Origin of the sequence: Dyella flagellata, from assembly GCF_030160275.1 — a bacterium.
GTDB lineage: Bacteria > Pseudomonadota > Gammaproteobacteria > Xanthomonadales > Rhodanobacteraceae > Dyella_B > Dyella_B flagellata.
In genome coordinates this window covers 178514-205410 of sequence record NZ_BSOA01000006.1, presented here as the reverse complement: position 1 = coordinate 205410, position 26897 = coordinate 178514, and the positions used below count along the sequence as shown (strand labels likewise).

The window sequence follows — 26897 nt, the reverse complement described above, 5'->3', positions numbered from 1 at the left end:
GTTGGACCTCCCGCCTCCGAAGGGCGTGAATGTCGGGAAAAGGGGAAGTGAACGGGCGAGCTTGGGACGCAAGCATAGGCGGGCGCAAGCGTTGCTAAATGCGCCCCAAACGACGTGGATCGCCAAACAGCATGCCGGCCCGGCCGGTGATCGTGCTCTTCAGCGGATGGGCGGATTTTGTGGCCAGCTGATGCCGTCGAACCAGACCGAGTGCTACATCTTCATACCCCTGCTGCAGCGCCAGGCGCTGCTCGCGATGGCGCGCGCATGCCTGTTCGAAGTGAACCACGAAGCGTTGCAGCTCCGCATCCTTCACCAGTGCGAGCAACAATCCCCAAGCCACCTCGTTGAACTGCTCGACAGTGAGCAGTGCCTGCATGGAAGGGAGCACCGCCACCTCCGGATCGCCGGCCTGCTTTTCGGCGGCCTTGGCAAGGACCAGGGAATGCCGGTGTTTTTCTTCCAGGTGTTCGGTATCGGCCTTGTCGCCCAATACGTCCAGCGACTGCGTAAGCAGATGAACATGTTCGATGAGCGTGCCGCAGAACGCTTGCAGGCGAGTCAGGTCCAGCGCGCGAATCACCGCATCCCGGCTTTGGCGCGCCTTCTCGATAAAGCGCTCGCATATGCCAATGGTTGCGCGTTCGTACGCCATGCGTACGAAGAGCAGATCAATCAGAGAAAGATGTTCGTGCGTGGATTTCGAATCGGGGTTTTGCGCAAGATCCTCGGTCATGTTTGATGCACCATCTAATGAAATGCCCAGACAGGCTAACGCAAAACGCACCCCCGACATGTTCATTTCCTCTTAAAGGGGAGCGTTTTCTGCAGGCAAGCAAGCGAGTGCATGCGCATTCCATCGAAATTTTTTGATTATGCGTGACATGCTGGTCAGCGATGCGAAATGGCTTTCACGGCCATCTCAACTCCATTTGACCGGCGCACTTCTAGAGTGAACCAAGTCCGTTGCAGGACGGACTTTGCGTTCCTCACTGGAGTCATTCCATGGCAGACGAGAAAACCAACCGCGGATTCGCTTCGATGGACGAATCCAAGCAGCGCAAGATCGCCAGCAAAGGCGGGAAGGCCGGCGGCGGTGATCATGCTACTCACGAACAACATGTGGCAGCCGGCAGGCAGAGCAGCGGCGGAACCCACGAACAGCACGTGAAGGCCGGCCAACAGAGCCACAAGAACACCTGAAACCACCAGGGATGCTCTGATCTATTCCACGCGCCCGGCACAGGGGAAGTGCCGGGCTTGTTTCGCTTCCGCCTGGGTACGGCCCCGGCAGCCTCATCACAGACGACCGCTTCACTTCGATAGGGGGATAGTCATTGGCATCAAGCAACGGAGGCGAAGCAGCCATGGCATCCCTTTCCGAGCAGCGCCTGCAGCACCTGGAACGTCTCTGCGGGCAGTTGTTGGCGCAGAATCATCGCCTGATCGAGCGCAACGCCAAGCTGTTGCTGCAGATCCAGACGATGAGCCGTCCGGGGCGCTCGGTGCTGCCGTTGAGCAATGTCGCGCGGATTCCCCTGCCGCCGCGCCTTCATCCGGTCCGTTGAACCTTGTTCATCGCAGGGCATCGGTAGGTAGTCCAGGGCTGAACGGATGGCCACAAACCAGGAAGACATCGCCGTTCTCAACCGCCTGATAGAAGCGACTATCGACAGTGTCGACGGTTACGAGGAGGCAGCCAAGGACGTGAGCAATCCCGAGATCAAGGCGGTTTTCGAACGCCGTTCGCGTGAGCGCCTCGCCGCGTTCACGTCGCTGCAGTCGCAAGTGAAGGCACTTGGCGGTGAACCGGAGGACGAAGGATCCTTGCTGGCTTCCATGCATCGAGCGTTCGTGAACCTGCGCAGCGCGGCGGCTCGATCCGGCGACCTGGCCGTGATCGACGAAGTAGAGCGCGGCGAAGATCGCATCCGCAGCAAATTCGAAGATGCCATCCAGCAAGCGGGGCTCTCCGCTTCATCGCTGGCGGCTGTTCAACAGGCCTATGTGTCCGTACGGTCGGGACATGACGAGGTGAGCCGCCTGAAGCACTCGCTCCATCGTATGCATGGCTGATCTGGGGAATAAACAGGCCGCAGGCGTCCATATCCGGGGGGCGCCTGCGGTGGGGCCGACGACCTATTTGGCGAGCAGGCCTTTGAGGCAACCGAACAGCTCGCGCAGATGCACCGGCTTCTGTAGGCGTTCCAGGTGCGCATAGTCGCGTGGAATAGCATCGCCGTCATAGCCGGTGGTGAGCACGATCGGAACGTTGTCGGCCATCAGCCGGTCGGCCAGCGGAAAGACGCGCTCGCCGTTCAAGTTCACGTCAAGCACGGCCGCATCCGCCGTGGCCCCTTTGTCCAAGGCGTCCATCGCGCTGGCGACGTTCGAAAACGGCCCCACTACGCGCACATCTTCCATTTCGAAGGCGGAGCACAGCGCATCGGCGATCAGGTATTCGTCCTCCACCATCAGGACGGTTTTTCCGCTCAGCGGCCCGGCAATCATGTGCGGTATTCCCCTCGATGCAAGAACACTCTATTTACATGCCTTCTTGCTTAGGCAGCGTGTATACCCTTGATCAAGACAGGTTGCGCCTGGCTCCCCAAGGAGTCGTTTAGAGCTTAGCGTATCCGTCTTCGTGGCGCTGCACGTATCGGCCCGCAGCTCCGGCGTTTTCAAAACTGTAACATCCGGGGTCAGCCATCTACCGGTGCGACAGGCCGTGGATGGCATGCCGATCCAGTTGGGCCATATCTACCTGGCTGTACCCGATAGCCATTTGCTGCTGACCGAAGCGGGCATCCTCCGCCTGGGGCGCGGGAAAACATGTCTAGGCCGGCAATCGACGCGCCGTTTCGTTCGGCTACCGTGGCCTATGGCCCGCGTGTCATTGGTGTGCTGCTATCGGGCAAGCTCGGTGACGGCGTGGCCGGATTGGAGGCCATCAAGCGCTGCACGATCCGGTTGCCGTTGAAGGACGGGACAGACGGCGTGACGTAGCCAAACGGGGTGGGATTCAACGTAGACAAGGATGCCAATCCGGGCACCCTGCGCCGAAATGACCAGCAAAAGCATGAGAGCTGCCGCAACTGTCTATTTTTGAGAATGGTCTTGGGCGAAAAGCGTGGGGATGCCTCAGGATAGACATCCCCGTCCAGTAGCGGCGGTTCGCAGCTCACTCCAGCACCGGTACCGAAATCGAACACCGCACTCCTTCCGGCTGCAGCTCGTAGTGCGTCTTTGCCTTCAACTGATAAGGCAAGGCGCGCTCGATCAACTCTCGGCCATAGCCAGGCCGCGAATTGTCGTCTGCAAGCACCCTCACACCGGTTTCTTCCCATTGCAGGTGCAGCATCGGTGGCTGTCCTTCGGCGCGTTCCACCTCCCAGCTCACCAGCAGTTGCGCAGTGGGGCAGGACAGTGCGCCGTATTTCACCGCATTGACCACCAGCTCGTGCAGGGCCAGCGCAAAAGTCTGCAAAGTGGACGAGCGCAGGCGTATGCCTTCCGGGCCTTCGAGCGTGATCTGCTGTAGCGACAAGGCGTGTGCTGCCAGTTCGTTGCGCAGCAGCACGTCGAAGGTGACTTTGTCGCCTTGCACCAGCCGCGACAGGTAGATCTGCACGCGGTTGATCGCATCCAGCCGCGACGCGAACACCTCCGCAAAGCTATCCAACGTGTTGTGCTTGGACAAGGTGCGATCGAACAGCACGCGTATCACACTGAGCAGGTTGCGTGTGCGATGCTGCAATTCGGTATTGAGCACCTGCAACTGGCCGGTAAGCGCTTCGCGCACGGCGTCGCCGGCATGCGCCCACTCGGAATCGGCCGTATCCAGCAGGCGCCGCGCCAGCTCCTGGTGCTGCGCCATCAGCATGATCATGTCCGTTTCGTATTCCAGGTCGGGATGCGTTTCGGTCCAGTGGTGGGTATGGCGAATAAAACCGAGCAGAACCATGAGGTATTCGAAGCTTTCATCGCCGAGCGCGCACTGCACGGCGGCGCGCGCTTGGGTCGATCGGGCGGGCACTACGAACATGACCGTCAGCGCGTCGAACAGGTCTTCCTCGTCCCTGCTGCGCGGCGCGGGAATGCCCTTGGGTTCCGGGTAGCCTTCCAGGCGCGCAAACACGGCTTCCAGGCGTGAGGCGCTAGGTAGCGGGCGGTTCAGCAGTTCCAGCACTTGCTCGATGGTTTCGTGACCGGCGCTGGCGTCCCCGGCGGGGTAGCCTTTGCCCAGCAGGAAGCCGACGTGGCGTACGACGCTGTAGCGTACTTCGCAAAAGCGCGACAGATGCACGAACAGTCGTTCCTTGAACCGCGAGGGCAGGGGATTGTCCAGGTACGCTGCCTTGGCCTGCATCCACAGCTGTTCAGCCACGCCCGGGGTTGCCGCAGCGGCCCGGAAGAAATTGGGCAGCACCCCTAAGCGCTCGCGTATTTCGCGCTGGAGCGGGGTTGTATGTTCCGTGCTTGTACCCGGTACGCGTCGGGTGGCCAACGCGTTGCGCCAGCGCTCGCGCAGTGCGGCAAATGACAGGAAACGCATGAAATCCCGCCTCGACGAAATCGCGACGTCGTAAGCCGGCAGTGCTTCGAACCGCTCCCGTGGTGTTCTTTGCAGCACGGTGACGATGGAATGCCGGCGCGGCGCCACAAGTTCACCTTCGCGCAGCATGGGTTTGGACGCGGCTGGCGAAGTCGTCGGCGCGGCGGGGCTTGAATCCACCCCCCGCCGCATCGGGTTGCACAATGGCTTTTGCTTGCTCGATAAGATGGATGGTGCCATGGACGGGGGCTTTCATTTTGTAATTCTTCTTGGTTACGGAAGTGGGCTGCAGGGATGGCAGCCATCACGTCAAATCATGCCAAGCAACGGAGGACGGGGTATCCGGAAATATCTTGGCATGTACTGCCACGACGGTCAGACTATGGCAGCTACTGTCTCAATCCAGCGCACATGTATCGTTAGTGCGGGCTTCACATTCTTTCCGACGGCCGACCGCTGTGTTCCCTTGACCGGGCGTTCCTTGCCATGGCCAGGCCATGCGTCAGCTCCGCCCCGAGCAAAACCACGAACGATGCGTAGTACACCCAGGTCAGCATCACCACGACGGCGCCAGCGGGGCCGTACGCGCCGCCGATGCTGGCATGCCCGATGTACAGCTCGATGGCGAACTTGCCGAGTATGAACAGCAGCGTGGTCAACAAGGCGCCGCAGGCCGCATCCGACCAGTCGATCTGTGCGTCAGGCAATACCCGGTACATGGCACCGAACGCCAGCACGAACACGAGCAGCGAGACGACATACTCCACCATCGACCATGCCGATGAGCCATAGGGAATCATCAAGTGGATCAAGGCGCTCGCCGCGAACGAAATGATCAGCAGGAAGGCGATGCCGATGACCAGCGCAAACGCACGCGCACGTGCCTTGAGCCACAGGCCGATGGCATTGCGTGGAGATTCCTGCACCCGCCAGTTGCGGTTGAGCGAGCCTTGCAATTGCGCGAACACGGCCGAAGCGCTGAACAGCGTCACGATCAAGCCCAGAACACCGGCCACATTGCCAAGTGTCGGCCGTGATTTGGCGTTGTTCACCACCAGCAGTACGGCCTGCGCCGCCTTGTCACCCATCATCTCGGCCAGCGCCTCGTTCAGCTGCAACTGCCATTGGGCGCGCAGTAGCGAAAGCATCCATAGCGTGAGCACGATCAGCGGCGCCATCGACAGCGCGGAGTAGTAGGCGATGGCGGCGGCGCGCGTGAAGAGTTCGTCTTCGCTGACGCCGGTGACGGCGTGGTGGAGGGGGGCGCGCAATGGGAGCATTTCGCTGGGCGCGGAGGCGCAGTGGTGAGCGTAACCATGCGACAAGGCGTGTATGCGTTGCGTAACGCCTATCGCAGGCAATGCACCATGTTTGCGACATCTGGCAACAATGCGTAGGCTGGGATGATAATCCCAGCGCTTCACGCGGCATTCCGATGCTGGGATTGCCATCCCAGCCTACGCGCTTGTTAGTGCGTCTTAACCGGCCGCGCTCTATATAACGCCAGCGACCTCGCCAGTAAACTCACATGCCCTTCTTTTATCACCGGCATCTCCTTCGCCGTACCGATCAGCAATCGCCACTCCAGCTTCCCAGCGTCATTCGGCAAGACGAAGTCCACGTTCTCGAAATGGCCATTGATAAGCAGCAGCGTGGTGTCTACACCTGGACGTTGTAGGCCGGTGGGTTTGGCGCGTCCATCGAGCAGCATGGCGAGGCAGCGCTCCGTGGGAACGTGCCAACGCGCTTCGGTGAATTGGTGTCCGTCAGGTGTGAGCCAGGTGACTTCGCGCACGCCCGACTCCTCATCGACCAGGCCGCGCATGAAGCGGCTGCGGCGTAACAGGGGATAGTCGCGGCGCAGGCGGGTGAGCCGGCGCACGAAGTCGGTGAGGGCGCGCTGTTCGCCGGCGGCGGGCCAGTCGAGCCAGGTGACGTTGTTGTCCTGGCAATAGGCGTTGTTGTTGCCGCCTTGCGTGCGCGCGAATTCGTCGCCGGCCAGGATCATCGGCGTGCCTTGCGAGAGCAGTACGGTTGCCAGCATGTTGCGCATCTGGCGTTGGCGCAGGGCGAGAATTTCGGCATGGTCGGTATAACCTTCCTCGCCGTGGTTCCAGCTCAGATTGTTGTCGGTGCCGTCATGGTTGTTTTCGCGATTGCCCTCGTTGTGTTTTTGGTTGTAGCTGACCAGGTCGTTCAGCGTGAAGCCGTCGTGCGCGGTGACGAAGTTGATGGAGGCGTTCGGCCGGCGACCGCGTTGGTCGAACAGATCGGCCGAGCCGGTGAGGCGGGTGGCGAAGTCGGGTAGCCAGCCTTCGTCGCCGCGCCAGAACGCGCGCGTCGCATCGCGGAAGCGATCGTTCCATTCGGCCCAGCCGGGCGAGAATTTGCCCGCCTGGTAGCCGCCGGGGCCGATGTCCCAGGGTTCGGCGATCAGCTTGACGCGGCCTAGGATGGGATCCTGCCGGCAGGCATCGAGAAAGCCGCCGCCCTGGTCGAAGCCGTGCGATTCGCGCCCAAGTATGGTGGCCAGGTCGAAGCGGAAGCCGTCCACACGCATCTCGGTGGCCCAATAGCGCAAGGAATCCATCACCATCTGCAGGACGCGCGGATGGCTCAGGTCCAGGGTGTTGCCGGTGCCGGTGTCGTTGACGTAGTAGCGACGGTCGTCCGCCAAGCGGTAATAGGTGGCGTTGTCGATGCCGCGCAGGGAGAGCGTAGGGCCCAGATGGTTGCCTTCGGCGGTGTGGTTGTAGACCACGTCCAGGATCACCTCCAGACCCGCGTCATGCAGGTGCGCCACCATTTCCTTGAATTCCGCCACGCTGGAGCTAGCCATGTAGCGTGGATGCGGGGCGAAGAAGCCGATGGTGTTGTAGCCCCAGTAGTTGCGCAGGCCCATGTCGAGCAGATGCTTGTCGTCGACGAAGGCATGCACCGGCATCAGCTCCACCGAGGTAACGCCGAGCGAGCGGATGTAGTCCACTACCGGCTGTTGTGCGAAACCAGCGAAGGTGCCGCGCAACAGTTCGTCTACCTGCGGATGCCGCATGGTGTAGCCACGCACATGCGCTTCGTAGAGGATCGTGCGATCCCACGGCACGCCGGACCAGTAATGCGTGCCCCAGGTAAACGCCGGATCGATCACCCGCGATTTGGGCATGTAGGGCGCGCTGTCGCGCTCGTCGAAACTGAGGTCGCCATCGGCATGGCCGATGGTGTAGCCGAACAGGGCATCGTGCCAGTTCAGTTCGCCGATGATCTGCTTGGCATAGGGGTCCAGCAGCAACTTGTTCGGATTGAAGCGATGGCCAGCGGCGGGCTCATAAGGGCCGTGCACTCGGTAGCCATAGAGCTGTCCCGGACGCGCGTCCGGCAGATAGCCGTGCCAGATTTCATCGGTGTATTCGGGCAGCGTGACGCGTTCGGTTTCATTGCCTTCTTCGTCGAACAGGCAAAGCTCCACCTTGCTGGCGTGGGCGGAAAACAGCGCGAAGTTCACGCCCAGCCCGTCCCAGGTGGCGCCGAGCGGAAACGGCATTCCCTCGCGCAGGCTGGCGCTATGGAAGGTGGTTCCGCTGACGCGGCGCAATGGCGCGGATTTGGTCATGACGTCCATCTGCTGGAAAGTTGTAGGCTGGGATGCAATCCCAGCATGCGTGGAGCACCAGCAAGCCGGGATCATGATCCCAGCTTACGCGCTTATTTTTTCGGCTTTTTCTGCTCCTCCCCGCGCTGTGAGGCATGCTTTTCTTCGGCCAGCACCAGCTTCTCCGCCATCAGCCAATGCCGCATCTGTTGGCCGGCTGGCCGGCCTTCCGACTCCCAGATGCTGTGGGCGATCTCGCGGATACGTGCTTGCCGGTCGGTGGAGGAGGGTGTGGCTTTCATGCGGGACTCAAGACATCAGGACGGCCACCGGCCAATCGGAAAACAGGGTGCGGGCGGACAGGCCCTGCGGGCCGCCCTGGTGCGTCCGATGCGTAAATAAATCAGTAAAGGTGCAGGTACCGTCATCGGCGGGGCAGGCTACCGCGGTGTCGCTCCAGAATGCCCCCTCCACCATGGGGCGATCCTCGTTCACCATGCCTTCTGCGCAAAGCCGCGGCACGGCGACAAGCAAGCGCTGATTTTCGTAGCGGCGCAAGAACGCAACGACATGCTCGTTGCGCCAGCCGGTCACCTCCAGCGGCTCGCAGGTGGCGCGCAGGAACATCTCCGGCCAGCGGCGACGGGCTCGCAGCAGGCGATGGATCACCTGCTGCTTGATCAGGCCGCTGCGATAGCTGGCTAGCATGGGGCCGGGCAGCAGGTTGTCGTCGAGGTCAAGTTTGCGCGCCGAGTAATCGACCGGCCGGCGATTGTCAGGATCCACCAGGGACTGATCCCAATATTCGGTGCCCTGGTACAGGTCGGGTACGCCGGGCACAGTGAGACGAAGCGTGACTGCCACCAGGCCGTTCAGCGCGCCCGGCGCATCCAGGCTGTGCGCGGCGTCATGAATGTCGCGGCGCAGCCCTGCATAGCGTGGCGAGATGAGGATGTCGCCTACCGCGGCCTTGCAGGCCTCTTCATAGATGGGATTGGGCGTGGTCCAGCGCGTTTGCAGTTTTGCTTCGCGTTCGGCCTTCAGTAACCACGCCTCGATGCGCGCGGCGAACGCGTGCAACCCGCTTTCATCGTCATGGCGCAGATCCAGCGGCCACGCCCCAAGCAAGGTCTGCAGCAGCATCCACAACGCGCCGCGGGATGGGCGATTGGGGCCTTCCAGTTCCCTCAGCCAGCGGCTTGCCTGGTCCACGAACCAGTGCGAGCGTTCGCTCAGCACGGCGAGCCTGGCGCGCACGTCCTCGCCACGCTTGTGATCATGCGTGGCGGTGGCGAGCATCGAGCGCGGCCAATGCTCGGCACGTTGCTGCATGAGGGCGTGAAAGCGGCGCGGTTCGATCGCCAGGATGCGCGGATCGCTGCCGACCTCATTGCGCGACAGCAGTACGCCGTAGCGATAAAACGCCGTGTCCTCCACGGCCTTGGCATTCAAGGTCGTGGCCAGTTGTTCAAACAGGCGGCGCGCGATCTGCAGATGGCGTCGCTGCGAAAGCGTGTTCAGCCAACGTGTCTTGGTCTCCAGCAGGTATTGGCGCAGGTAGGCGCGATGGGCGATCAAATCGGGATCGCCGTCCTTCATCGCCAGCTCGAACACATGCTCCAGCGTGTGGCGATCTTCATCGCTGGGTGTGCCGGTGCCCAGATAGGTGCGGTACACCGGCATGTGTTCCAGGATCTCGCCCAACGCGCGCGCTAGTGCCAGGGGTGTCAGGTCGCCGTATTCCGGCGTATCCGTCACATAGCGCTCGAACGCGCGTACGCAGCGAACCAGGTCGGTGGCGAGGCTGGTTTGCAGCATGCTGCGCCGTGCCGCGCGTTCCTCATCGCCGAACTGTCTGGAGCGCCCGGTCAACGCCGCCCACGCCTGGCCGAGTTCCGCCTGGCCTTGGGCTGCGTGCAGCAGCGCGCCCACCTGGTTCATGAAGTCATAGCCGGTGCTGCCGTCTACCGGCCATTCGTCGCGCAGGCTTTCATCGTGCGCCAGGATTTTCTCCACATGCAGGCTGATGTGCCTGGCCGGCTGGCGCGGATCGATGCGCGCGGCGCGATCGACGCGCAGTCGCAGCTTGCGCAGGTAATCGCGCGGCTGGGTGAGTCCGTCCACGTGGTCGATGCGCAAGCCGTCGATCATGCCTTCGCGGATCAGGCGCAAGGGCAGGGCGTGCACGTCATCGAACACGTCATCTCGTTCCATCGCCAGCGCCGCCAGCGAGTCGATGTCGAAGAAGCGCCGGTAATTGATCGCCTGGCTGCCGCTGCGCCACCAGGCGAGGCGGTAATGTTGCAGATCGAGAAAGCGCCGCATCAGCGCCCGGTCGGCATGCAGTTGGGTGATGGCGCGATCGATCCGCGCACCCTGGTGCTCGTCCTGCATCGCCAGCCGGATGGCATCGATCGCGTCGCTGGATGTCTTGAAGCGCGGCAATACCTGGCCGGCCAGGTCGAACAGCAGGCGCAGGCTTTGCTCGGAAATCGGCAGCTTCGTGCCCGCCACGCCCAGTGCGATGGTGGTGCCGCCAACGTGCCGTTCGACCTGCGGCTCGCCATGCGCAAGCGCCTGCTCCAGCGGGACGCTGAGCATGGGCAGCCACAATTTGCCGTCCGCATGCGGCGCGTGCCAGTCGATGTCGAAGTAATGGGCGTAGTGGCTGGCACGTCCCATCGCCAGCACGTCGTTCCACCAGGGATTGGCGACGTCGGCGGCCATGTGGTTGGGCACGATGTCTACGATCGCGCCCATGCCATGGGTATGCAGGGTTTGCACCAGCTTGGCCAGGGCCGGCTCGCCGCCGAGTTCCGGGCTCACGATCATGGGGTTGATCACGTCGTAGCCGTGCGTGGAACCGGGACGCGCCATGGCGATCGGCGACAAGTAAACATGACTCAGACCGAGCGCCGCGAAGTACGGCACTTGCTCGGCCGCGGCGAGAAAATCGAACTCACGGTTCAGTTGCAGGCGTATCGTGGCGCGCAGCTCGTTCATGCGGACATCGCTCGCTTCAGCTTGATGTCGATGGACTGCAATACCGGCCGCAACGATGCGACAGTGTCGCTCGGCAGGCGATGCTGCCAATTGGGATGGGTGTCGATGGTGCCGGGGAGGTTGGGCTGTTCCTTGCGGGCAAGGGCGTCTTCGAGTGGGACGAGCAGCAAAGGCGACGGTGTTTGCGCAAGGAATTGGAAGTAGCGGGCATACTGCTCCTCGTTCCCTTCGGCAGCTGGGCCTGCTTCCCGCGTGGTCATGGCCACGGCGGCATCCAGTCGCGCCAGATCCTGCTCGCGTTCCAGCATTCGCTGCTTCAGCTCATCGTCTTGCCATCCCTGCGCGCGTGCCAGATGTCGCAGGTCCACCCCTTCACGCCATGCCGCCAGCGGCGGTAGATCGTGCGTGGTGGTCATAGCCACCGCGTGCTTGCGCCACTGCTTCGGCGCCAGGAACTCGCCGTGCTCGTCACGCGTAAACAACAGCACATCCAGTCCCAGCACACCACGCGCTGCCAACATGTCGCGCAGACCTTGCGGCACAGTGCCAAGGTCCTCGCCGATCACGATGCAACGATGGCGCCAGGATTCCAGCGCAGCGATCCGCAGCAGATCCTCCAACGGCTGGCGGATATAGCCGCCTTCGGAGGATGGCCGGCCTGCCGGCAGCACCCACAGATGCCGGAAGCCGATGATGTGATCGATGCGGATACCGCCGCCACGCGTCATGTTGGCGCGCAACAATTCGATGAAGGGGCGCAAGCCACTGGCCTGCAATCCCCACGGCGAGTACGAGCTAATGCCCCAGCTTTGCCCGCCAGGATTGAACGCATCCGGTGGCGCGCCCAGTTCGAATCCGTCCAGCACGTGCTCGCGCCATGCCCAGGCTTCGCTGCCACCCGCTTCGAAGCCGACGGCGAGATCCCAGATCAGGCCGATACGTTGTCCGGCGTCCCGTGCAAGGGCTGCGGTCTTTTCCCAGCTGCACGCAGCCAGCCACTGCAGGAAGATCTCGAACTCCACTTCAGCCGGATGCGCTTGCGCAAATCGGCGGGCCACCGACTCATCGCGCCAGTCGTCCGCCCATGCCTGCCACGATGTCGATTCGCCGCTTGGCGCTGCCTGGGATTGCCGGGCGCTGAGCCATGCATGCCGGCGCAAGGCCTCCCCGCCCTGTGCTTTGAAGTGCTCCAGCTGATCGCGCAAAGTTGGATGAGTGCCGGTCAAATGCGTGTGCAGCACGCGAAACACGTTGTGCCGCAAGGCATAAGCTACGGGCCAGTCAACCAGCCTGCTTGCTTGCACCTGCTGCCAGGTCGATGCGACGCCGCTTTGCTGGATGGCCTCTTGCAGTGCGGACGCGCCGAATACTTGCGCGGCATCCGCGTGCAGCCAGTTGAGAAAACCACGATGGGATGGCGAATACGGACTGCAATGTCCGGCGATCGGGCTCATCGCGTGCAGTGGGCTGAGCGCCAGCGCATCGCCACCTGCATGGCCGATGGCTGCCGCCAACTCCGCGACGGCGCGGCTATCGCCAATGCCACCGTCGTTTGGATGGCGTAGGGAGTACACCTGTGCGCCCAAGCCCCATGCGCGGGGTTGTCCCTTCCCCAAGCTATCGTCCACGCTGAAGCATCGGCGCGGAGCGACTGCCAGCGTGAGTTGTTGCGAGCCCGCGCTGAGCTGGTAATAGCCGTGGTGCGCGGGCGCTCGACATTTGCCTTCGCCAGGCAAGGCCAGCGGCTGGGGCTTTCCGGCGTCGTCGTACGCCGTGATGGATGCGGCGCCGCGTAGCGCGGGCGGCAAGTCGAACATGCTGTCCACGTCGGCGGTGATCAGCGCTGGCAGGGCGTGGGCGCGCTCTTTCAGCAGTCGCAAGCTTGATTCACGGCTTGCCACATTCTCCGAAGGCAGCTGCAGAGCGCCGAGCAGGTGGTGCAGCGTGTCATCGGATAAAGCACGCACCTGCCCGTAAGCATCGGTCCACTGGACGCCAATGCCGGCGGCGCGCGCAAGTGTTTCAAGCGAGGAGTCGCTCACCTTCCGGGTCCCTCACCAATACAACTGCCGTATGTGCGGCGAGGACACCGCTGTCGAGTGCATCCATCACGTCCTGGGGTTCGATCCATAGAATCCTGCTGGCCGAATCACGCGGCAGCGACACGTCCTGCTCCGACAGATTCAAGGCGATTTCCCAATGCTGGCCACTACGCAGCCGCCAACGCGCATGCACCGCCTGCTTGCCCAGCACTTCGCAGCTGAGCGCGCGGCTGCCTGCCAGGCGCTCGACCAGATGCCGCTTGCGCATTTGCAGCAGGCCGGCGAACCAGTGCCCCCACTCCTGGGCCGACATGCTGTCTTCCTGGCGCGGTATGGATGCGGCATAGGTGGCGAGCGCGTTCGGATCAGGAATCCGCTGCCGCCGCTCGGGATCGGCGAAGCCGGCAAAGTGCGCGAACTCTTCACGCCGGCCTTCGCGCACTTTTTCCGCCAGCTCGCCCTGGTAGTCGGTGAAATAATAGAACGGCGTGCGACAGCCCCATTCCTCGCCCATGAAGAACAGTGGAATCATCGGGCTGAGGGCCACCAGTACCATTGCTGCGCGCAGGTCGGCCTCATTCACAAGGCAGGTCAGCCGCTCGCCCAGCGGGCGATTGCCGATCTGATCGTGGTTCTGCAAAAACAATACGAACGAAGTGGGAGGAAGATCCTGGCTGGGATCGCCGCGCGGGATGCCGCGGCGATCGGACTGACCCTGAAACACGAAACCTTCCTTCAACGCCTTGGCCAGGTCCTCGCCGGGATGCTTGGCGAAATCGACGTAGTAGCCTTCTTGCTCGCCGGTCAGCAGCACGTGCAGCACGTTGTGCGCATCGTCATTCCACTGCGCGGTGTAGTCACCGCGCAACAGGCCTGCGCCATTGTGTTCGTTTTCCAGGACCAGCCATACCTCGCGTCCGCGCGGTAGACAGTTGCGCCGGATCGCTGCGCCCAATTCTTCCAGGAACGCTGTTGGCTTGATTGCATGCACCGCATCCAGACGCAGTCCGTCGAAGCGGTATTCGTTGATCCACATCAGCGCATTGTCAAGGAAAAAGCGCGCTACTTGCGGCCGGCGAAAATCGATCGCCGCCCCCCACGGCGTCTGCGCGTCCGCGCGGAAGAATTCCGGTGCGTAGTTCGGCAGTTCGTTGCCGACCGGGCCGAAGTGGTTGTAGACCACGTCGAGGATCACCGCCAGGCCCAGCTGGTGCGCCTCGTCAACCATCGCCTTGAGCGCATGGATGCTGCCGTAGGAAGCTTCGGGGGCGTAGGGCAGCACGCCGTCGTAACCCCAATTGCGATCGCCCTGGAACGCGGCGACAGGCATCAGTTCGATCGCCGTATAGCCACAGGCAGCCAGCCGTGGCAGCGCCCGGCGCAAGCCATCGAAGCCGCCCATCGCGCCGACGTGGACTTCGCAGATCACGGCATGGTGCCAGGGCATGCCGTGCCATTGATTGCTTTTCCATACGTAAGCGCGTGGATCGACCACCATGCTGGCGCTCAGCACGCCGTCGGGCTGCGCGCGGGAAGCCGGATCGGGCACCTGGCGATCGCCGATGCGGTACACATAGCGGGTATCCGGATCGACTTCGATGGTCAGCGTGTGATTGCCTTCTCCATCGCGTTCCATCAGGAAGGCCAGTTCGTCGATCACCAGTTCGACACGCTGCACGCTGGGTGCCCAGACGCGGAAACGCGTAGTGCCATCGTCGAGGATTTGCGCGCCGTAAGTGCAGGAGTGGCCGGAAGTGGCGGGCGATTTCTGGATCAGGGGGGGAGCGGACATATGCGGCGCATCACGGAGTCAAAGGTAGGCTGGAGTGCAAGCCCCAGCGTTTGCCATGTCAGTCGTCGCGTGACGTTGCAGCTTGCACTCAAAACCGGCGCGACAAAAGTTTTTCGTCAGCTCCTCTCTGGCCGCAATATCAGGGTGGCCAACGGCGGCAACAGCAAATTCAAGGAAAAAGGCTGGCCGCGGGCGGCGAGCGAATCGGCCGGCAGCAGCCCGCCGTTGCCAAGATTGGACCCGCCGTAATGCATGCTGTCGGTGTTGCACAGTTCGCGCCATAGACCTCCCTCGGGTACGCCGACGCGATAATCGCGGCGGACTTCCGGCGTGAAATTGCATACGGCCAGGATGGGTGGAACGCCTTCGCCCCCATGGCGCAGGTACGCATACACGGATGCGTGCATGTCGTCGGCGACGACCCATTCAAAACCCTCCGCAACGTGGTCGCAGCGGTGCAGGGCCGGTTCGTGCACGAGCAGGCTGTTGAGGTCGGCCACCAGTTGCTGCACACCGCGATGCATCGGATCGCTCAGCAGGAACCAGTCCAGCGGGCGGTCGTGATGCCATTCGCGGTCTTGCGCGAATTCGCCGCCCATGAACAGCAGTTTCTTGCCAGGATGTGTCCACATGAAGCCGAAGTAGGCGCGCAAGTTGGCAAACTGCTGCCAGCGATCGCCCGGCATGCGGGCGATCAGCGAGCCTTTGCCGTGCACTACCTCGTCATGCGAAAGCGGCAGCATGAACTTTTCCGACCAGGCGTAGACCAGGCCGAAGGTGAGATCGTGATGGTGATAGCGGCGGTACAAGGGATCACGCTGCATATAGCCGAGGCTGTCGTGCATCCAGCCCATATTCCATTTGTAGCTGAAGCCCAGGCCACCTTCCGCCACGGGGCGAGTGACGCCCGGCCAGGCGGTGGATTCCTCGGCGATCACCAGCACGCCGGAATGCTCGCGTGCGACGGTTTCATTTAGCGATTCCAGGAAATCGATGGCTTCGAGGTTCTCGCGACCGCCGTGCTTGTTCGGTATCCACTCACCCTCGGGGCGGCTGTAGTCGCGATAGAGCATGCTGGCTACAGCGTCCACGCGCAGGCCATCCACGTGGAAATGGCGCATCCAATACAGGGCGCTGCCGAGCAGGTACTGGCGCACCTCATGGCGGCCGTAGTTGTAGATCAGCGTGTCCCAGTCCTGATGCACGCCTTCGCGCGGATCGCTGTGCTCGTACAGCTGGGTGCCGTCGAAGTCGCGCAAGCCATGTTCATCGGACGGGAAATGCGCGCTTACCCAATCGATGATCACGCCGATGCCGGCCACGTGGCAGGAATCCACGAAGCGGGCAAACGCCTCCGGGTTGCCCAAACGTGCCGTGGGCGCGTACATGGCGATGGGTTGATAGCCCCACGAACCGCCGAACGGATATTCGCTGATGGGCATCAGTTCGATATGCGTGAAGCCCTGTGCCTGCACGTAGGGGATCAGTCGCGCGGCCAGCGCATCCCATGGGAGCGGCCGGCCGTGATCGTCCCATTGCCACGAAGCGGCATGGACTTCATAGATGGAAACCGGTATGCGCTCGGACTCCACCGACGCACGGTGGGCCATCCACGCAGCGTCGTGCCAGTTCATCGACCCGGGCGCCGCCACCACCGAGGCCGTGGCCGGCGGCAGTTCGGTTTGCCGAGCGAACGGGTCGGCCTTCAGCGGCAGCAAGTGCGCATGGCGGTCGAGCAACTCGAATTTGTAGATCGCGCCGGCCCTCACGCCTGGTATGAAGATTTCCCACAGACCTTCGTGGTCATGCCGGTGCATCACATGGCGACGGCCGTCCCACTGATTGAAATCGCCCACGACGGCAACGCGTCTTGCGTTGGGTGCCCACACGGCAAAATGCACGCCGCTGGTGTCGCCGACATAGATGGGGTGCGCACCCAGGACATCGCTCGGATAACTCAATTGGCCGGCATGGAAGGCGTGCAGTGTGCTTTCGGTGAGGAGGGGACCGAAGGCGTAAGGGTCGCTGATCGTCTGCATGCTGGCCGGCCACTTGATCTTGAGCCGGTAATTTTCCGGCCGGTACGGAAGCAGGGCGACGAATACGCCGCCAAGCAGCCGCTGTGCCGGCCAGCTTTCGCCATGCGGCTCAAGGACCACGTCTACCGCGGTGGCGCCATGTGCCACGCTGGCCACGTACCAGTGATCCCCATGCTGATGCGGCCCCAGCCAGTTGAATGGTTCCCCGCAACGCCCTTCATTCAAGGCGTGCAGGACCTCGGCAGGTATGCATTTGGAATGAAGTGCCGTCGCCGCAACGGCCATACCGTTGTCGACCCTCACACTGCGGCCTTCGGAGAGTTCGCCCGGCATGGCTGCTTCGGTCCGCTCAGGCGCGGCCCGAAGGGCCGCTCTTGCACGCTCGCTGGTCGAGCGCTCCGGCGTGATCACAGATGGGCATACGCATTCTCTTTATGCGGATGCGGTGCCGTTTGCGCGGAAATCTCCGGGAGGTTCTTGCTCGGCAGCATACGGCGGTACAAGGTCGCGTAATGCCGGCCCGGCTCATCCCAGTTGCGTTTTTCCAGCATCGCGGCGCCGCGCATGGCGTTGAGCAGCAGCGGTTCGGCATAGATGCGGAAGGCGCGCTGCAGGCACAGGCGCAATTCGGACACGCAGGCAGCGCCGAACAGCAGGCCCGTGATGCCATCCTCGATGGTATCGATGAGGCCGCCCGTTGCATGGGCGATCGGCAGACAGCCATAGGCCTGTGCGTACATCTGGCTCAGGCCGCACGGTTCGTAGCGCGAGGGCATCAGCAGGAAATCCGCGCCGGCGAACATGCGCCGCGCCAGGCCTTCCTCGAAACCTATGTGCGCCGCCACACGCCCCGGAAAACGGCGCGCCAGTCGCGCAATGCCGCTTTCGATCGCCGGGTCGCCACGACCGATCAGCGCCAGCTGGCCGCCCGCGGCGATGATCTGCGGCGCCGCCTGGCAAATCAGGTCAACGCCTTTCTGTTGCACCATGCGCGAAATCACCGCGAACAGCGGGCCATGCTGCTGGCGCAGGCCCAGCTCTTCGCGCAGCTTTTGGGTGTTGTCGTGGCGCTTGCTCCATTCTCCGATGGCGAAGGGGCTGACTAGCGCAGGGTCGTTTTGCGGGTCCCAGCTCTGGTCGATGCCGTTGACGATGCCGACCAGCCGTTCTTCCAGGGCGCGCTTGCGCAACAGTTTTTCCAGGCCGCAGCCATAGAGTGGCTCGGTGATCTGCCTGGCGTAGCTTGCGCTGACGGTGGTCAGATAGGTGGCCTTGGCGAGGCCTTCATGCAGAAACGACAAGCGCCCGTGGCGATCGTGCTCGATCCGCCTGCGCGCCGACAAGCCAATGCCGGCTGCGCTCGAAGCGGGGAACACGCCCTGGTAGGCCAGGTTGTGGATGGTCAGCACGGTTGGCACGGCGTTGCTTTTGTCTTCCATGTAATAGGCGGCCAGCGCACACGGCCAGTCGTTGAGATGCAGCAGCTCCGGCCGCCAATTCATGTGCGCGTGCTTGAGCGCGATCTCGGCCGCAGCATGCGAAAGCGTGGCGAAGCGGATGTCGTTATCAGGCCATTCGTGGCCGCGCGCATCCGTATAGGGGGACCCTTCGCGCTCATACAGCTCGGCATTGCACAGCACGAGCACGCCGAGGCCGTCGTCCAGGCGTGCCTCGGCGATTTCGCAAGCCGGGAGCTTGTGATGGCTACGCGTCTTGCCGACCAGCCGCAAGGACTTGTCGAGCTTGGCAAGCACCTTCGGATAACCGGGTATCAGCACGCGTACATCGTGGTACCTGGCTAGCGCGCGAGGCAGGGCGGCGGAGACGTCGCCCAGCCCGCCGGCTTTGACGAAGTCGGTCATTTCGGTGGTGACGAACAGCACTCGATTGGCGCCGCGATCCGTGCGCGCGACGGTGCCGGGCAGTTCGGGCCTGCGCCGTGGCAGGCCGGTTTTACGTTTTAGCGGACGATGCGAGGGATAAGTCCTTGATACGGGCTTTGCAATAGTCATCCAATCGATCTCACGAAAATCCTGCAAGGCGACGATTCGCCAATGATTGCAGTGCATATGCTTGAGGTTAGGGCGCGAAGGATCAAACTCGCGTACAGCCAGCGATGCGGTAAAGTGAAGGCGGCGAGACGATAGGGCGCAAACACGCACGCACAATCTCCACTGTGTTGTGAGCGATCAAGGTCTGGACAACTTTTCGTGCACGCAATCTTTACGGAGTGCAGTGCACGGTTGGATGAGCCTGATGACCATTGGAGGTATCGCCACTGCGGGTGGCGCCTATCTCGTTCGTCATTCCGGCGAAGGCCACCATCCAGTCAAGACGCGCTACGCGAAGCACTCGACATCGACCATGTCGCGTCCTTCGCAGCGTATGCAAACTGGATTGAGCCGCTGCACTGTCGTGTAGCGCATCGGCCTACGCTGAAAGGACGATACGGAAGCGCAAAGGCATGTCGGCAAGTGGCGATACACATGCATCGCAGTGAATGAATCGCGCATTGTCGTTCCAAGGGATGGCAGGAAAGCCCTGCAGATCCTTTTAATCAGTCTGCTTGCCTTCGCGTGCGTGGCGATAACGCCACCGCTCGATGCATGGAATACCTCGGCGCCGGCAGCGGCCTCCAGCAGCACCAGTCCACCCTGCGTGCAATCCACGGCGGGCAATGCGCATTCGTCCAATCCGGTCGGTAAATCGGCCGCGCCGCCGGCCGCGGCCAAGCCTGCCGCCAAGCCCGTCGCTGCCTTGCAGGCCAATGGCCTGATCGCGCGCAGTCTGCGCCAGCTCAGCCAATGGGCGGATGAATGGGGACGTCAGCTCGATCAAGCGAAGCAGGCACTGGTTGTCTTGTTCGTGATGTTCCTGCGTTCGGGCGGCCATATCGCGAACGAAGCCGATCGGCATGTGTTGCTGCGCATCGGTGAGGACTTGGCAGGAGTGTTTGCCGCGGGTTTGCTGGTCGAATGGCTGCTGCATTTCCTGCTGAAACGCCCGCTGCAGCTGCTGGTTGCCAAGGCCAATGCGGTGGAGCAACGTGATCGGGCGCACGAGGCGCAAGAACAACGCGCTACACGCCAAACCGGGGCCACAAAGAGCGCCGAGGCGGAACAGCTTGCCGAGGCGAAATCCCAGGCAGGCGTGCAGCCGCTGGCGCCCGATGTCGCTTTGCTGCACACGAGCGATCATGGCGTAGACAAGGTTGAGCCGGTGCGTGTGGGCAAGCAGAACGCCGGCGGCGGCCCGACAGTGTCGGATAAGGACACCGGCACCAGCCCTCCGGGCAATTCGGGAAGAACACCGGCGCATGCCAAGCCCGCGCGCTATGTGAACACACTGCATCATCTGTTGTTCGCCTTCGGCGGGCTGCTGCTCAACCTGTTGCCCCTGGTGGTGTTCTTCGTCGTGGCCGGCCTGGTGCTGCGCAGCCTTACCGGCGGTGACGAGCGGGCGCATGAGGTGGCAAGCAGTTTCATCGATGCCTATGTCAGTGCGCGCATCACCATGGCGGTATTGCGCTTGTTCGTGTCGCCGCAAGGGAGTGGCATGTGCGTGCTACGAGTGAATGATCAGGTCGCGAGGATGCTGCAGGCATGGATGCGCGGCATCGTCATCACCGCTGCATTCGGCATGGCACTGGGCGACGCCTTGGGTGCATTGGGTGGAGGCGAAGCGGGTCGCATGGCCTTCATCAAGCTGATCTCGTTGTTCGTGCACATCGCCGCCGTGATACTTATCGTGAAGTTGCGCCGGCCCGTGGCGCACGCCATCGCGGCCAGGCCTGGCGCAAGCGGGCCGATCGCCGCCGCGCGCAATTGGCTGGCGCGTGTCTGGGCGCTGTTCGCGGTGGTGTTCGTGATCGGTGCGTGGGTGGTATGGGCGCTGGGCGTGGAGGATGGTTTTCCCAAGCTCATTCACTTCATCGGGCTTTCGGCCGGCGTCCTGATCGCAGCGCGGATCGCCACCATCCTCATGCAAGGCGCGCTAGGCCGGGCATTTCGGCATCGAGACAGCGACGGCGAGACAGACGAGGACGCTCGCAGCAGGCTGTCCAGGCGCTACTACCCGGTCATCAGCCGGATGATCTCGTTCTTCATCTCCGTGTTCACCATCATTGCGCTGTTGCAGGCCTGGGGGCTGGATGCAGTCGGTTGGTTCACGCACGGTGCGATCGGGCGCAGCCTTGCATCGGCCGTGCTCACGATCCTGGTGGCGACGGTCATCGCCATCGCGATCTGGGAGGCCGCCAGCTTGAGTATCGAGCGCCGGATCAACTTATGGACCGAGCAAGGTGACCGGATGCGCGCAGCACGCTTGCGTACCCTGTTGCCGATGATGCGCACCAGCCTGTTGATCGGCGTGGTGCTGGTGGTGGGGCTCACCGCCTTGAACGAGATCGGCATCAACACTACACCGCTGCTGGCCAGTGCGAGCATTGTCGGTGTGGCCTTGGGATTCGGCTCGCAAAAACTGGTGCAGGACTTCATCACCGGCATGTTCCTGTTGATGGAAAACGCCATGCAAGTGGGCGACTGGGTCACCGTGGCCGGTGTTTCCGGCACAGTGGAATACCTGTCCGTACGCACGGTGAGGCTGCGCGGCGGCGATGGTTCGCTGTACACCGTTCCCTTCAGTTCCGTGACCACGGTGAACAACACCAATCGCGGCATCGGCAATGCCTCGATGAGGGTCAGCCTCGCCTATAGCACCGACATCGATCGCGCGATCGAAGAGCTGGCCAGGATCGGCAAGGAGCTGCGCTCCGATCCGGCGTTCCGCCAGCTGATCCGCAAGGATCTGGAAATCTGGGGCGTGGATGCGATGGATGGATCGAAGGTCACCATCGCCGGGCAGATTGCATGCACCGACGGCGGGCGCTGGGGGGTGCAGCGGGAACTCAATCGACGCATCGTGCAGCGGTTTCGCGAAATCGGCATCGAAATGGCCAATCCGAACACCAGCTACCTGCTCCCCCCGCAGGAGACGCCCCCATCGCCGAGGACCTCGGTTCGATGATCCCCGATGCAGGCGCGCTATCGGCGGCGACACCATCTTCATCGCCGCAACGTTAGGTTTAACAGGATAAGCAGGAGAGTCCCATGAGCATGTTGCAGGTAGAAACGGATAGCCTGGGTCGTCCGATCGAGCTGTATTACGAAGACACCGGTTATGGCCCACCCGTCGTACTGCTGCATGGCTACCCATTCGATCATGCGATGTGGGAAGAACAGGCCTTTGCGTTGGCCAGCGGCGGATGCCGGGTGATCAGCTACGATCGCCGCGGCTTTGGCCAGTCGTCCAAACCGGTCGACGGTTACAACTTCAACCGTTTCGCCGACGACCTCAAAGCCGTGCTGGAAACCCTCGACCTGCACGACGTCACCCTGGTCGGCTTTTCCATGGGCGCCGGCGAAGCCGTACGATACATGAGCCGCCATCTCGGCCAGCGCGTCACGCGCCTGGCCCTGGTCAGCGCGATCACGCCCGGCATGTCCAGAAGCAAGGATCATCCGGAAGGCGAAGACGAGGCGAAGTTCGACGATATCGCCACACGCATCCGCGCCGACCGCTTTGCCTATATCGAGCAATTCGTCGCGCGCTTGCTAGATGGGGGCAACTGCAGCCGCGCGACCGTGGAGTGGATCAAATCCTTGGCCGTACCGGCTACGCGCATAGCTATGCTGGCCTGCGTGCGCGCATTCGCCGAAACGGATTTCACTGGTGACATGGCCGCGGCGATCAACTTGCCGGCGCTGGTGATCCATGGCACTGAAGACCGCATCGCGCCATTTGCCGCGCACGGGAAACGTACGTCGGATTTGTTGCCGGGGAGCATTTTTCGGCCCTACGAGGGAGGGACGCATGGCTTGTTCGCGACGCATGGGGCGATGTTGAGCGAGGATTTGCTCGGCCTGGTGCGGACGCCGCCAACACTGACGTTGCCACCGCCGGTGTTTTAGGGAAACAGCTTGCACGGCGATAAGGATGCGATGACACAGCGAATGTTCTGCAAGCCTAGGATCTCTGATCTATTCCGCGTGCCCGGCATTACGTCCGGAAGGCCTGCAACGATGTAAGCGTGTAGGATGGGACGAAATCCCAGCATCTGGAGCCGCAAGAAGGCTGGGATTTCATCCCAGCCTACGCCTGCTTCGAACCGAATGCGGAATGAATCAGGGCATCCCTAGCCCAACCTGCGCCAGATGCGTCAGCATTCCACCGTCACACGCGCCGTCGGCTGCGTCGATATTGATCGAACAATACCGCCAGCAGCAGGATGCCGCCGCGAATCAAGTATTGATAGAACGTCGGCACGTTCATCAGGCTCATCACGTTCTGTACGGCACCCATGATGAGCACGCCGACCAGCACGCCGGAGACCGTCGCCACGCCTCCGGTGAGGGATACGCCGCCCAGTACGCAGGCGGAGATGACGCCCAATTCCAGGCCGACCGAGGTTTTCGGGTCACCAAGGCTCATGCGTGAGGCGAGCATCACGCCGGCAAAGCCGGTCACCAGCCCTTGCAGCACGAACACCATGATCTTGATGCGCGTGACCGGCAGGCCGGCCAACAGCGCGGCTTCGCTGTTGCCTCCCACAGCTAGCACGTGTTTGCCGAACACGGTCTTGTTCAGCAGGAAGCCGAACACCACGAAGCCGACGATGTTGCTCCAGATCGGATAAGAAATGCCGAGGAACGAGCCGCTGCCAAGGCCAAAGAAGCTTTCCTCGGTGATCATGGCGGCATCGCCGTTCGAGGTGATATACGCAAGGCCACGCACGGCCTCCATCATGGCGAGCGTGGCAATCAGCGAGTTGACCTTGAAGCGTGCCACCAGCACGCCGTTCACCAAGCCCACCGCGCCACCTGCCAAGACACCTGCTGCGATGCCCAGGAACACGCTATGTGTAGCCGTAATGACGGTAGCGGCCACCACGCCCGCGAAGGCCACGATAGAGGCGACCGAAAGATCGACCTCGCCGAGCGCGAGCACAAACATCATGGTGACGGCGATCGAGCCAATCAGCGTAACGGAGAGCAGTAGGCCCTGGATGTTGCGGGTAGTGAGGAAGTCGGGCACCGTCACCGACATCACCACGAACAGCAGCAGGAATACCACCACGCTGCCCGATTTGCCGAGCATGCCCCATAGGCGTGCGCTGATAGGCGCGACGGGCGATACGGACGCTGTGGCAGGGGTTTCTTCGGGTTGCATGGCTCGGCTCATCTTTGACTCGTCTTCAGCGCGGCAGCGCCATTTTGATCAATTCGTCGGGTGTGGCCTCGGCCTTCGGTATGTCGCCCACGATGCGTCCTTCGCGCATCACGATGATGCGGTCCGCGACGCCTATAACCTCGGCAAGATCGCTCGACACCATCAGCACGCTCCGTCCCGCTTCCGCCAGCCCGTAAAGCAGGTGGTAGATCTCGGCGCGCGCGCCCACGTCAATACCACGTGTCGGCTCGTCCATCAAAAACACCTCGATGCGCTCGGCCAGCCAGCGCGACAGGATCACTTTCTGCTGGTTGCCGCCCGATAGCGTGCCGATGGCGGTATCGCCACTGCGCGTTTTGATGGCGAGTTTCCGGATGTAATCCTGCGTCAGCGAACGTTCCCGCCTGGTATCGAGCAGAAAACCTGCGCGGCTGAAATGGCGGCGCGCGCTGAGATTGAGGTTGTCGGCCACCGACGCGATGGCGACGATTCCTTCCTGCTTGCGATCTTCGGGGCACAGCGCAATGCCCGCGCGCACAGCGTCGCGCGGGCTATTGAGGCGCACGCGCTTGCCGCCGAGTTCGACGTGGCCGGCACTTGTGCGCGCCGCGCCGTAGATCAGCTTCATCAGCTCGGAACGTCCCGCGCCCACCAGCCCGAAGAAGCCCACGATCTCACCGCGGCGCGCGGCGAAGGAAGCGGGCTCCGACAGCCCTGGCCCCATCAGTCCTTTTGCTTCCAGCAGCAGGTCGCCGGCGGGGCGCGGGCGGTAGCCGTAGACGTCTGCGATGGGGCGGCCAACCATCGCGGTAATCAGCCGGTGGCGATCCAGGCCGGCCACTGAGTCGAAGGTCTCGATGCACTTGCCGTCGCGGAATACGGTGACGCGATCGCACAGCGCATCCACTTCCTCCATGCGGTGCGTGACGTAGATAATCGCGCGGCCTTCGTCACGCAACGCCTTGATGATGCGAAACAGATTGTCGGTTTCACGCGCGGACAGCGAACTGGTCGGCTCGTCGAAGGCGATCACGCGCGCATTGCGCATCAGTGCCTTGCCGATTTCTATCATCTGGCGCTGGCCGATCGACAAATGCTTCAGCCGTGTGCGCGGGTCGATGTGTTCGCCGAGGCGCTGGAGTTCGTCCAGGGTGCGTTGGATCAGTGCGCGCTGATCAAGCACGCCGAGGCGGTTGGGCAACTGCCCTAGCATCAGGTTGTCGGCCACCGTCAGTTCGGGGACCAGATGCAATTCCTGGTAGATGATGGCGATGCCGGCATCGATCGCCGCGCGCGTATTGATGAAGCGATGCGGAATCCCTTCGAGGTGAAGCGAACCCGCCTGCGGCTGGTTCACGCCCGAGAGCACTTTCAACAGCGTGGATTTTCCGGCGCCGTTTTCTCCCATCAAGCCATGCACTTCGCCTGCACGTACCTGCAGCGATACGCCGTCCAGCGCGCGTACGCCAGGGAAGCTCACGGTAATGCCGTTGAGTTCCAGGTAGGCGTGGCTTCCGCTAGGGGAGGGGCGGTTTGCAACGAGGCTCATATACCCAGCTCGGCTCGCACCTTCTGCCAGTTCTCCCGTGTCATTAGCATGCCTGCCGTCTGGGTATCGGCCGGCGGCTCCTTGCCGGTGCGAATCCAGTCCACCAGGTTCTGCGCACTTTGCCGGCCATGATTGGTCGAGCTGACCGCAATCGTGCCGTAGAACCCGGTCGCCTCCTTCTTCTGAAACTCCGCGAACGCTTCACCGGCGCCATTGATGCCCACGCCGATGACATCTACCGCCGGAATATGCAATTGCTCGGTCGCGCGCACGCCGCCCAGCACCGTTTCTTCGTTGAGCGCAAAGATCACCCACTTCTTGATGTCCGGGTGCTGGGCGAGCACGGGCGAGACCGCATTGAACCCGCCTTCGTCGTCGGTGGTCCGCTGTGGCGCGTCGAAGATGTTGCCCTGTTTGAAGCCATTGGCAAGCAAAGTCTCGGTGGCGCCATCGGTACGCTGCTTCGCGGTAGGCAGTTGATCGTCGGTGATGCGCAGCGCGCCCACTTCCTCCGCTTTCCAGCCGCGTCTTTTCATTTCATCGGCGATGGCCTGGCCGGCCTGGTTGCCGATCTTGAACGATGACATGCCCAGGTGCGGCACGCCTTGCAGCGGTTTGCCGGAGCCGTCGACCAGCCGGTCGTCCACCGTCACCACCTTCATGTCGTATTGCTTAGCGCGTGCGCGAATCGCCGGCCCCAATCGCACGTCGGGCGGGCAGATCACGAAGCCTTGCGCGCCTTGGGCACCGAGGTTGTCGATCGCCGCAAGCACTTTCTCGCCATCCGGTGTGCCGATGCCTACCACCGCGAAATTTTCCTTTTTGCCGAGTTCGGTGGCCGCCTTCTGTTCGTTGATAAACCATGCCTGCTCCGGCATTTTCACCAGAAAGCCGATCTTGGTTGGGGCTTCGGTGTGGTGGCACGCGCCGATACCGAGAGCGGCCATGGCCACGAATAGAGTACGCAAGGCGCATCGGTGGATCTTGCTGATCATGTTCCAATCTCCCCAAGGTGCGGTGGCGCGAAGCTGCCGGTCACGGGCGATCTTGCCGACGCCGACGATGCCCAGGGTGTAGCACGCGTTGGTTTCCGTCATGAAA

At 62.5% G+C, this 26897-nt stretch carries 20 protein-coding genes and 1 pseudogene; 7 read left to right on the top strand and 14 right to left on the bottom strand.

The genetic code is table 11. The features are described 5' to 3' along the window. Window positions 1–94: 94 nt before the first annotated feature. Window positions 95–736 (bottom strand): hypothetical protein, encoded by a 642-nt coding sequence (locus QQJ96_RS05290; protein ID WP_284330920.1) that lies wholly within the window; start codon window positions 734–736, stop codon window positions 95–97. Window positions 737–1005: 269 nt separating this feature from the next. Between QQJ96_RS05290 and QQJ96_RS05285 the strand changes: the two genes are divergently transcribed. The 3 genes from QQJ96_RS05285 (at window position 1006) to QQJ96_RS05275 (ending at window position 2076) form a co-directional block, all read left to right on the top strand. Continuing rightward, entirely contained in the window at window positions 1006–1203 is a 198-nt protein-coding gene (locus tag QQJ96_RS05285) for a KGG domain-containing protein (RefSeq protein ID WP_284330919.1), read from the top strand. A 164-nt stretch (window positions 1204–1367) separates the two neighbouring features. After that, complete coding sequence (locus QQJ96_RS05280) at window positions 1368–1568, top strand: hypothetical protein (protein WP_284330918.1); 201 nt, start codon at window positions 1368–1370, stop codon at window positions 1566–1568. 46 nt (window positions 1569–1614) lie between these two features. Beyond that, window positions 1615–2076: a PA2169 family four-helix-bundle protein gene (locus QQJ96_RS05275; protein WP_284330917.1), complete on the top strand. Its 462-nt coding sequence runs from the start codon at window positions 1615–1617 to the stop codon at window positions 2074–2076. A gap of 63 nt (window positions 2077–2139) precedes the next feature. Here the strand turns inward: QQJ96_RS05275 and QQJ96_RS05270 are convergent, their stop codons facing one another. Next, the gene (locus QQJ96_RS05270) at window positions 2140–2511 is read right to left on the bottom strand and encodes a response regulator (protein ID WP_284330916.1); all 372 of its coding nucleotides are present in this window, start codon (window positions 2509–2511) and stop codon (window positions 2140–2142) included. 127 nt (window positions 2512–2638) lie between these two features. Here QQJ96_RS05270 and QQJ96_RS23570 point away from each other — a divergent pair. Continuing rightward, window positions 2639–2803 (top strand): annotated as a pseudogene (locus QQJ96_RS23570) (chemotaxis protein CheB); the annotation flags it as partial. Between the two features lie 29 nt (window positions 2804–2832). Continuing rightward, window positions 2833–3006 carry a chemotaxis protein CheB gene (locus QQJ96_RS05265; protein WP_284330915.1) on the top strand — a complete coding sequence of 58 codons (174 nt, stop codon included), beginning with the start codon at window positions 2833–2835 and terminating at the stop codon, window positions 3004–3006. Window positions 3007–3181: 175 nt separating this feature from the next. On the opposite strand, the gene QQJ96_RS05260 is transcribed toward QQJ96_RS05265, so the two are convergent. The 9 genes from QQJ96_RS05260 to glgA all read right to left on the bottom strand — a co-directional run bounded on the left by QQJ96_RS05260 (window position 3182) and on the right by glgA (window position 19032). Next, window positions 3182–4795 (bottom strand): sensor histidine kinase, encoded by a 1614-nt coding sequence (locus tag QQJ96_RS05260; protein ID WP_284330914.1) that lies wholly within the window; start codon window positions 4793–4795, stop codon window positions 3182–3184. 191 nt (window positions 4796–4986) lie between these two features. Further along, a complete protein-coding gene (locus QQJ96_RS05255) occupies window positions 4987–5826 on the bottom strand; it encodes a YihY/virulence factor BrkB family protein (protein WP_284330913.1) in 840 nt (279 codons plus the stop codon). Window positions 5827–6023: 197 nt separating this feature from the next. Beyond that, window positions 6024–8165, bottom strand: a complete 2142-nt coding sequence (gene glgX, locus QQJ96_RS05250; protein WP_284330912.1) for a glycogen debranching protein GlgX — start codon at window positions 8163–8165, stop codon at window positions 6024–6026. Window positions 8166–8257: 92 nt separating this feature from the next. Further along, window positions 8258–8446 (bottom strand): DUF2934 domain-containing protein, encoded by a 189-nt coding sequence (locus QQJ96_RS05245; protein ID WP_284330911.1) that lies wholly within the window; start codon window positions 8444–8446, stop codon window positions 8258–8260. 7 nt (window positions 8447–8453) lie between these two features. Continuing rightward, entirely contained in the window at window positions 8454–11147 is a 2694-nt protein-coding gene (gene treY, locus QQJ96_RS05240; protein WP_284330910.1) for a malto-oligosyltrehalose synthase, read from the bottom strand. Beyond that, entirely contained in the window at window positions 11144–13189 is a 2046-nt protein-coding gene (gene malQ / locus QQJ96_RS05235) for a 4-alpha-glucanotransferase (RefSeq protein ID WP_284330909.1), read from the bottom strand. The genes treY and malQ overlap by 4 nt, the downstream gene beginning before the upstream one ends. Continuing rightward, entirely contained in the window at window positions 13170–14981 is a 1812-nt protein-coding gene (treZ, locus tag QQJ96_RS05230; protein ID WP_284330908.1) for a malto-oligosyltrehalose trehalohydrolase, read from the bottom strand. Before treZ ends, malQ begins: the two co-directional genes overlap by 20 nt. Window positions 14982–15097: 116 nt before the next feature. Beyond that, window positions 15098–17305 carry a 1,4-alpha-glucan branching protein GlgB gene (gene glgB, locus QQJ96_RS05225; protein WP_404649148.1) on the bottom strand — a complete coding sequence of 736 codons (2208 nt, stop codon included), beginning with the start codon at window positions 17303–17305 and terminating at the stop codon, window positions 15098–15100. A gap of 122 nt (window positions 17306–17427) precedes the next feature. Next, a complete protein-coding gene (gene glgA, locus QQJ96_RS05220) occupies window positions 17428–19032 on the bottom strand; it encodes a glycogen synthase GlgA (protein WP_284330906.1) in 1605 nt (534 codons plus the stop codon). A 568-nt stretch (window positions 19033–19600) separates the two neighbouring features. On the opposite strand from glgA, the gene QQJ96_RS05215 reads away from it, so the two are divergent. Continuing rightward, entirely contained in the window at window positions 19601–22045 is a 2445-nt protein-coding gene (locus tag QQJ96_RS05215) for a mechanosensitive ion channel family protein (protein WP_284330905.1), read from the top strand. Window positions 22046–22128: 83 nt separating this feature from the next. Continuing rightward, window positions 22129–22989 carry an alpha/beta fold hydrolase gene (locus QQJ96_RS05210; protein ID WP_284330904.1) on the top strand — a complete coding sequence of 287 codons (861 nt, stop codon included), beginning with the start codon at window positions 22129–22131 and terminating at the stop codon, window positions 22987–22989. A 262-nt stretch (window positions 22990–23251) separates the two neighbouring features. Here QQJ96_RS05210 and araH read toward each other — a convergent pair whose 3' ends face one another. Genes araH through QQJ96_RS05195 form a run of 3 tightly spaced genes read right to left on the bottom strand, consistent with a single transcriptional unit; the run spans window position 23252 to window position 26893 of the window. Continuing rightward, window positions 23252–24247: an L-arabinose ABC transporter permease AraH gene (gene araH / locus QQJ96_RS05205; RefSeq protein ID WP_284330903.1), complete on the bottom strand. Its 996-nt coding sequence runs from the start codon at window positions 24245–24247 to the stop codon at window positions 23252–23254. Between the two features lie 25 nt (window positions 24248–24272). Beyond that, window positions 24273–25796 (bottom strand): L-arabinose ABC transporter ATP-binding protein AraG, encoded by a 1524-nt coding sequence (araG, locus tag QQJ96_RS05200; protein ID WP_284330902.1) that lies wholly within the window; start codon window positions 25794–25796, stop codon window positions 24273–24275. Next, entirely contained in the window at window positions 25793–26893 is a 1101-nt protein-coding gene (locus QQJ96_RS05195; protein ID WP_284330901.1) for an arabinose ABC transporter substrate-binding protein, read from the bottom strand. The genes araG and QQJ96_RS05195 overlap by 4 nt, the downstream gene beginning before the upstream one ends. Window positions 26894–26897: the final 4 nt, after the last annotated feature.

Coding starts and splice junctions, on each gene's coding strand:
- QQJ96_RS05290 (WP_284330920.1), bottom strand. CDS start 736: ATGACCGAGGATCTTGCGCAAAACCCCGATTCGAAATCCACGCACGAA.
- QQJ96_RS05285 (WP_284330919.1), top strand. CDS start 1,006: ATGGCAGACGAGAAAACCAACCGCGGATTCGCTTCGATGGACGAATCC.
- QQJ96_RS05280 (WP_284330918.1), top strand. CDS start 1,368: ATGGCATCCCTTTCCGAGCAGCGCCTGCAGCACCTGGAACGTCTCTGC.
- QQJ96_RS05275 (WP_284330917.1), top strand. CDS start 1,615: ATGGCCACAAACCAGGAAGACATCGCCGTTCTCAACCGCCTGATAGAA.
- QQJ96_RS05270 (WP_284330916.1), bottom strand. CDS start 2,511: ATGATTGCCGGGCCGCTGAGCGGAAAAACCGTCCTGATGGTGGAGGAC.
- QQJ96_RS05265 (WP_284330915.1), top strand. CDS start 2,833: ATGTCTAGGCCGGCAATCGACGCGCCGTTTCGTTCGGCTACCGTGGCC.
- QQJ96_RS05260 (WP_284330914.1), bottom strand. CDS start 4,795: ATGGCACCATCCATCTTATCGAGCAAGCAAAAGCCATTGTGCAACCCG.
- glgX (WP_284330912.1), bottom strand. CDS start 8,165: ATGACCAAATCCGCGCCATTGCGCCGCGTCAGCGGAACCACCTTCCAT.
- QQJ96_RS05245 (WP_284330911.1), bottom strand. CDS start 8,446: ATGAAAGCCACACCCTCCTCCACCGACCGGCAAGCACGTATCCGCGAG.
- treY (WP_284330910.1), bottom strand. CDS start 11,147: ATGAACGAGCTGCGCGCCACGATACGCCTGCAACTGAACCGTGAGTTC.
- treZ (WP_284330908.1), bottom strand. CDS start 14,981: ATGTCCGCTCCCCCCCTGATCCAGAAATCGCCCGCCACTTCCGGCCAC.
- glgB (WP_404649148.1), bottom strand. CDS start 17,305: ATGGCCGTTGCGGCGACGGCACTTCATTCCAAATGCATACCTGCCGAG.
- glgA (WP_284330906.1), bottom strand. CDS start 19,032: ATGACTATTGCAAAGCCCGTATCAAGGACTTATCCCTCGCATCGTCCG.
- QQJ96_RS05210 (WP_284330904.1), top strand. CDS start 22,129: ATGAGCATGTTGCAGGTAGAAACGGATAGCCTGGGTCGTCCGATCGAG.
- araH (WP_284330903.1), bottom strand. CDS start 24,247: ATGCAACCCGAAGAAACCCCTGCCACAGCGTCCGTATCGCCCGTCGCG.
- araG (WP_284330902.1), bottom strand. CDS start 25,796: ATGAGCCTCGTTGCAAACCGCCCCTCCCCTAGCGGAAGCCACGCCTAC.
- QQJ96_RS05195 (WP_284330901.1), bottom strand. CDS start 26,893: ATGACGGAAACCAACGCGTGCTACACCCTGGGCATCGTCGGCGTCGGC.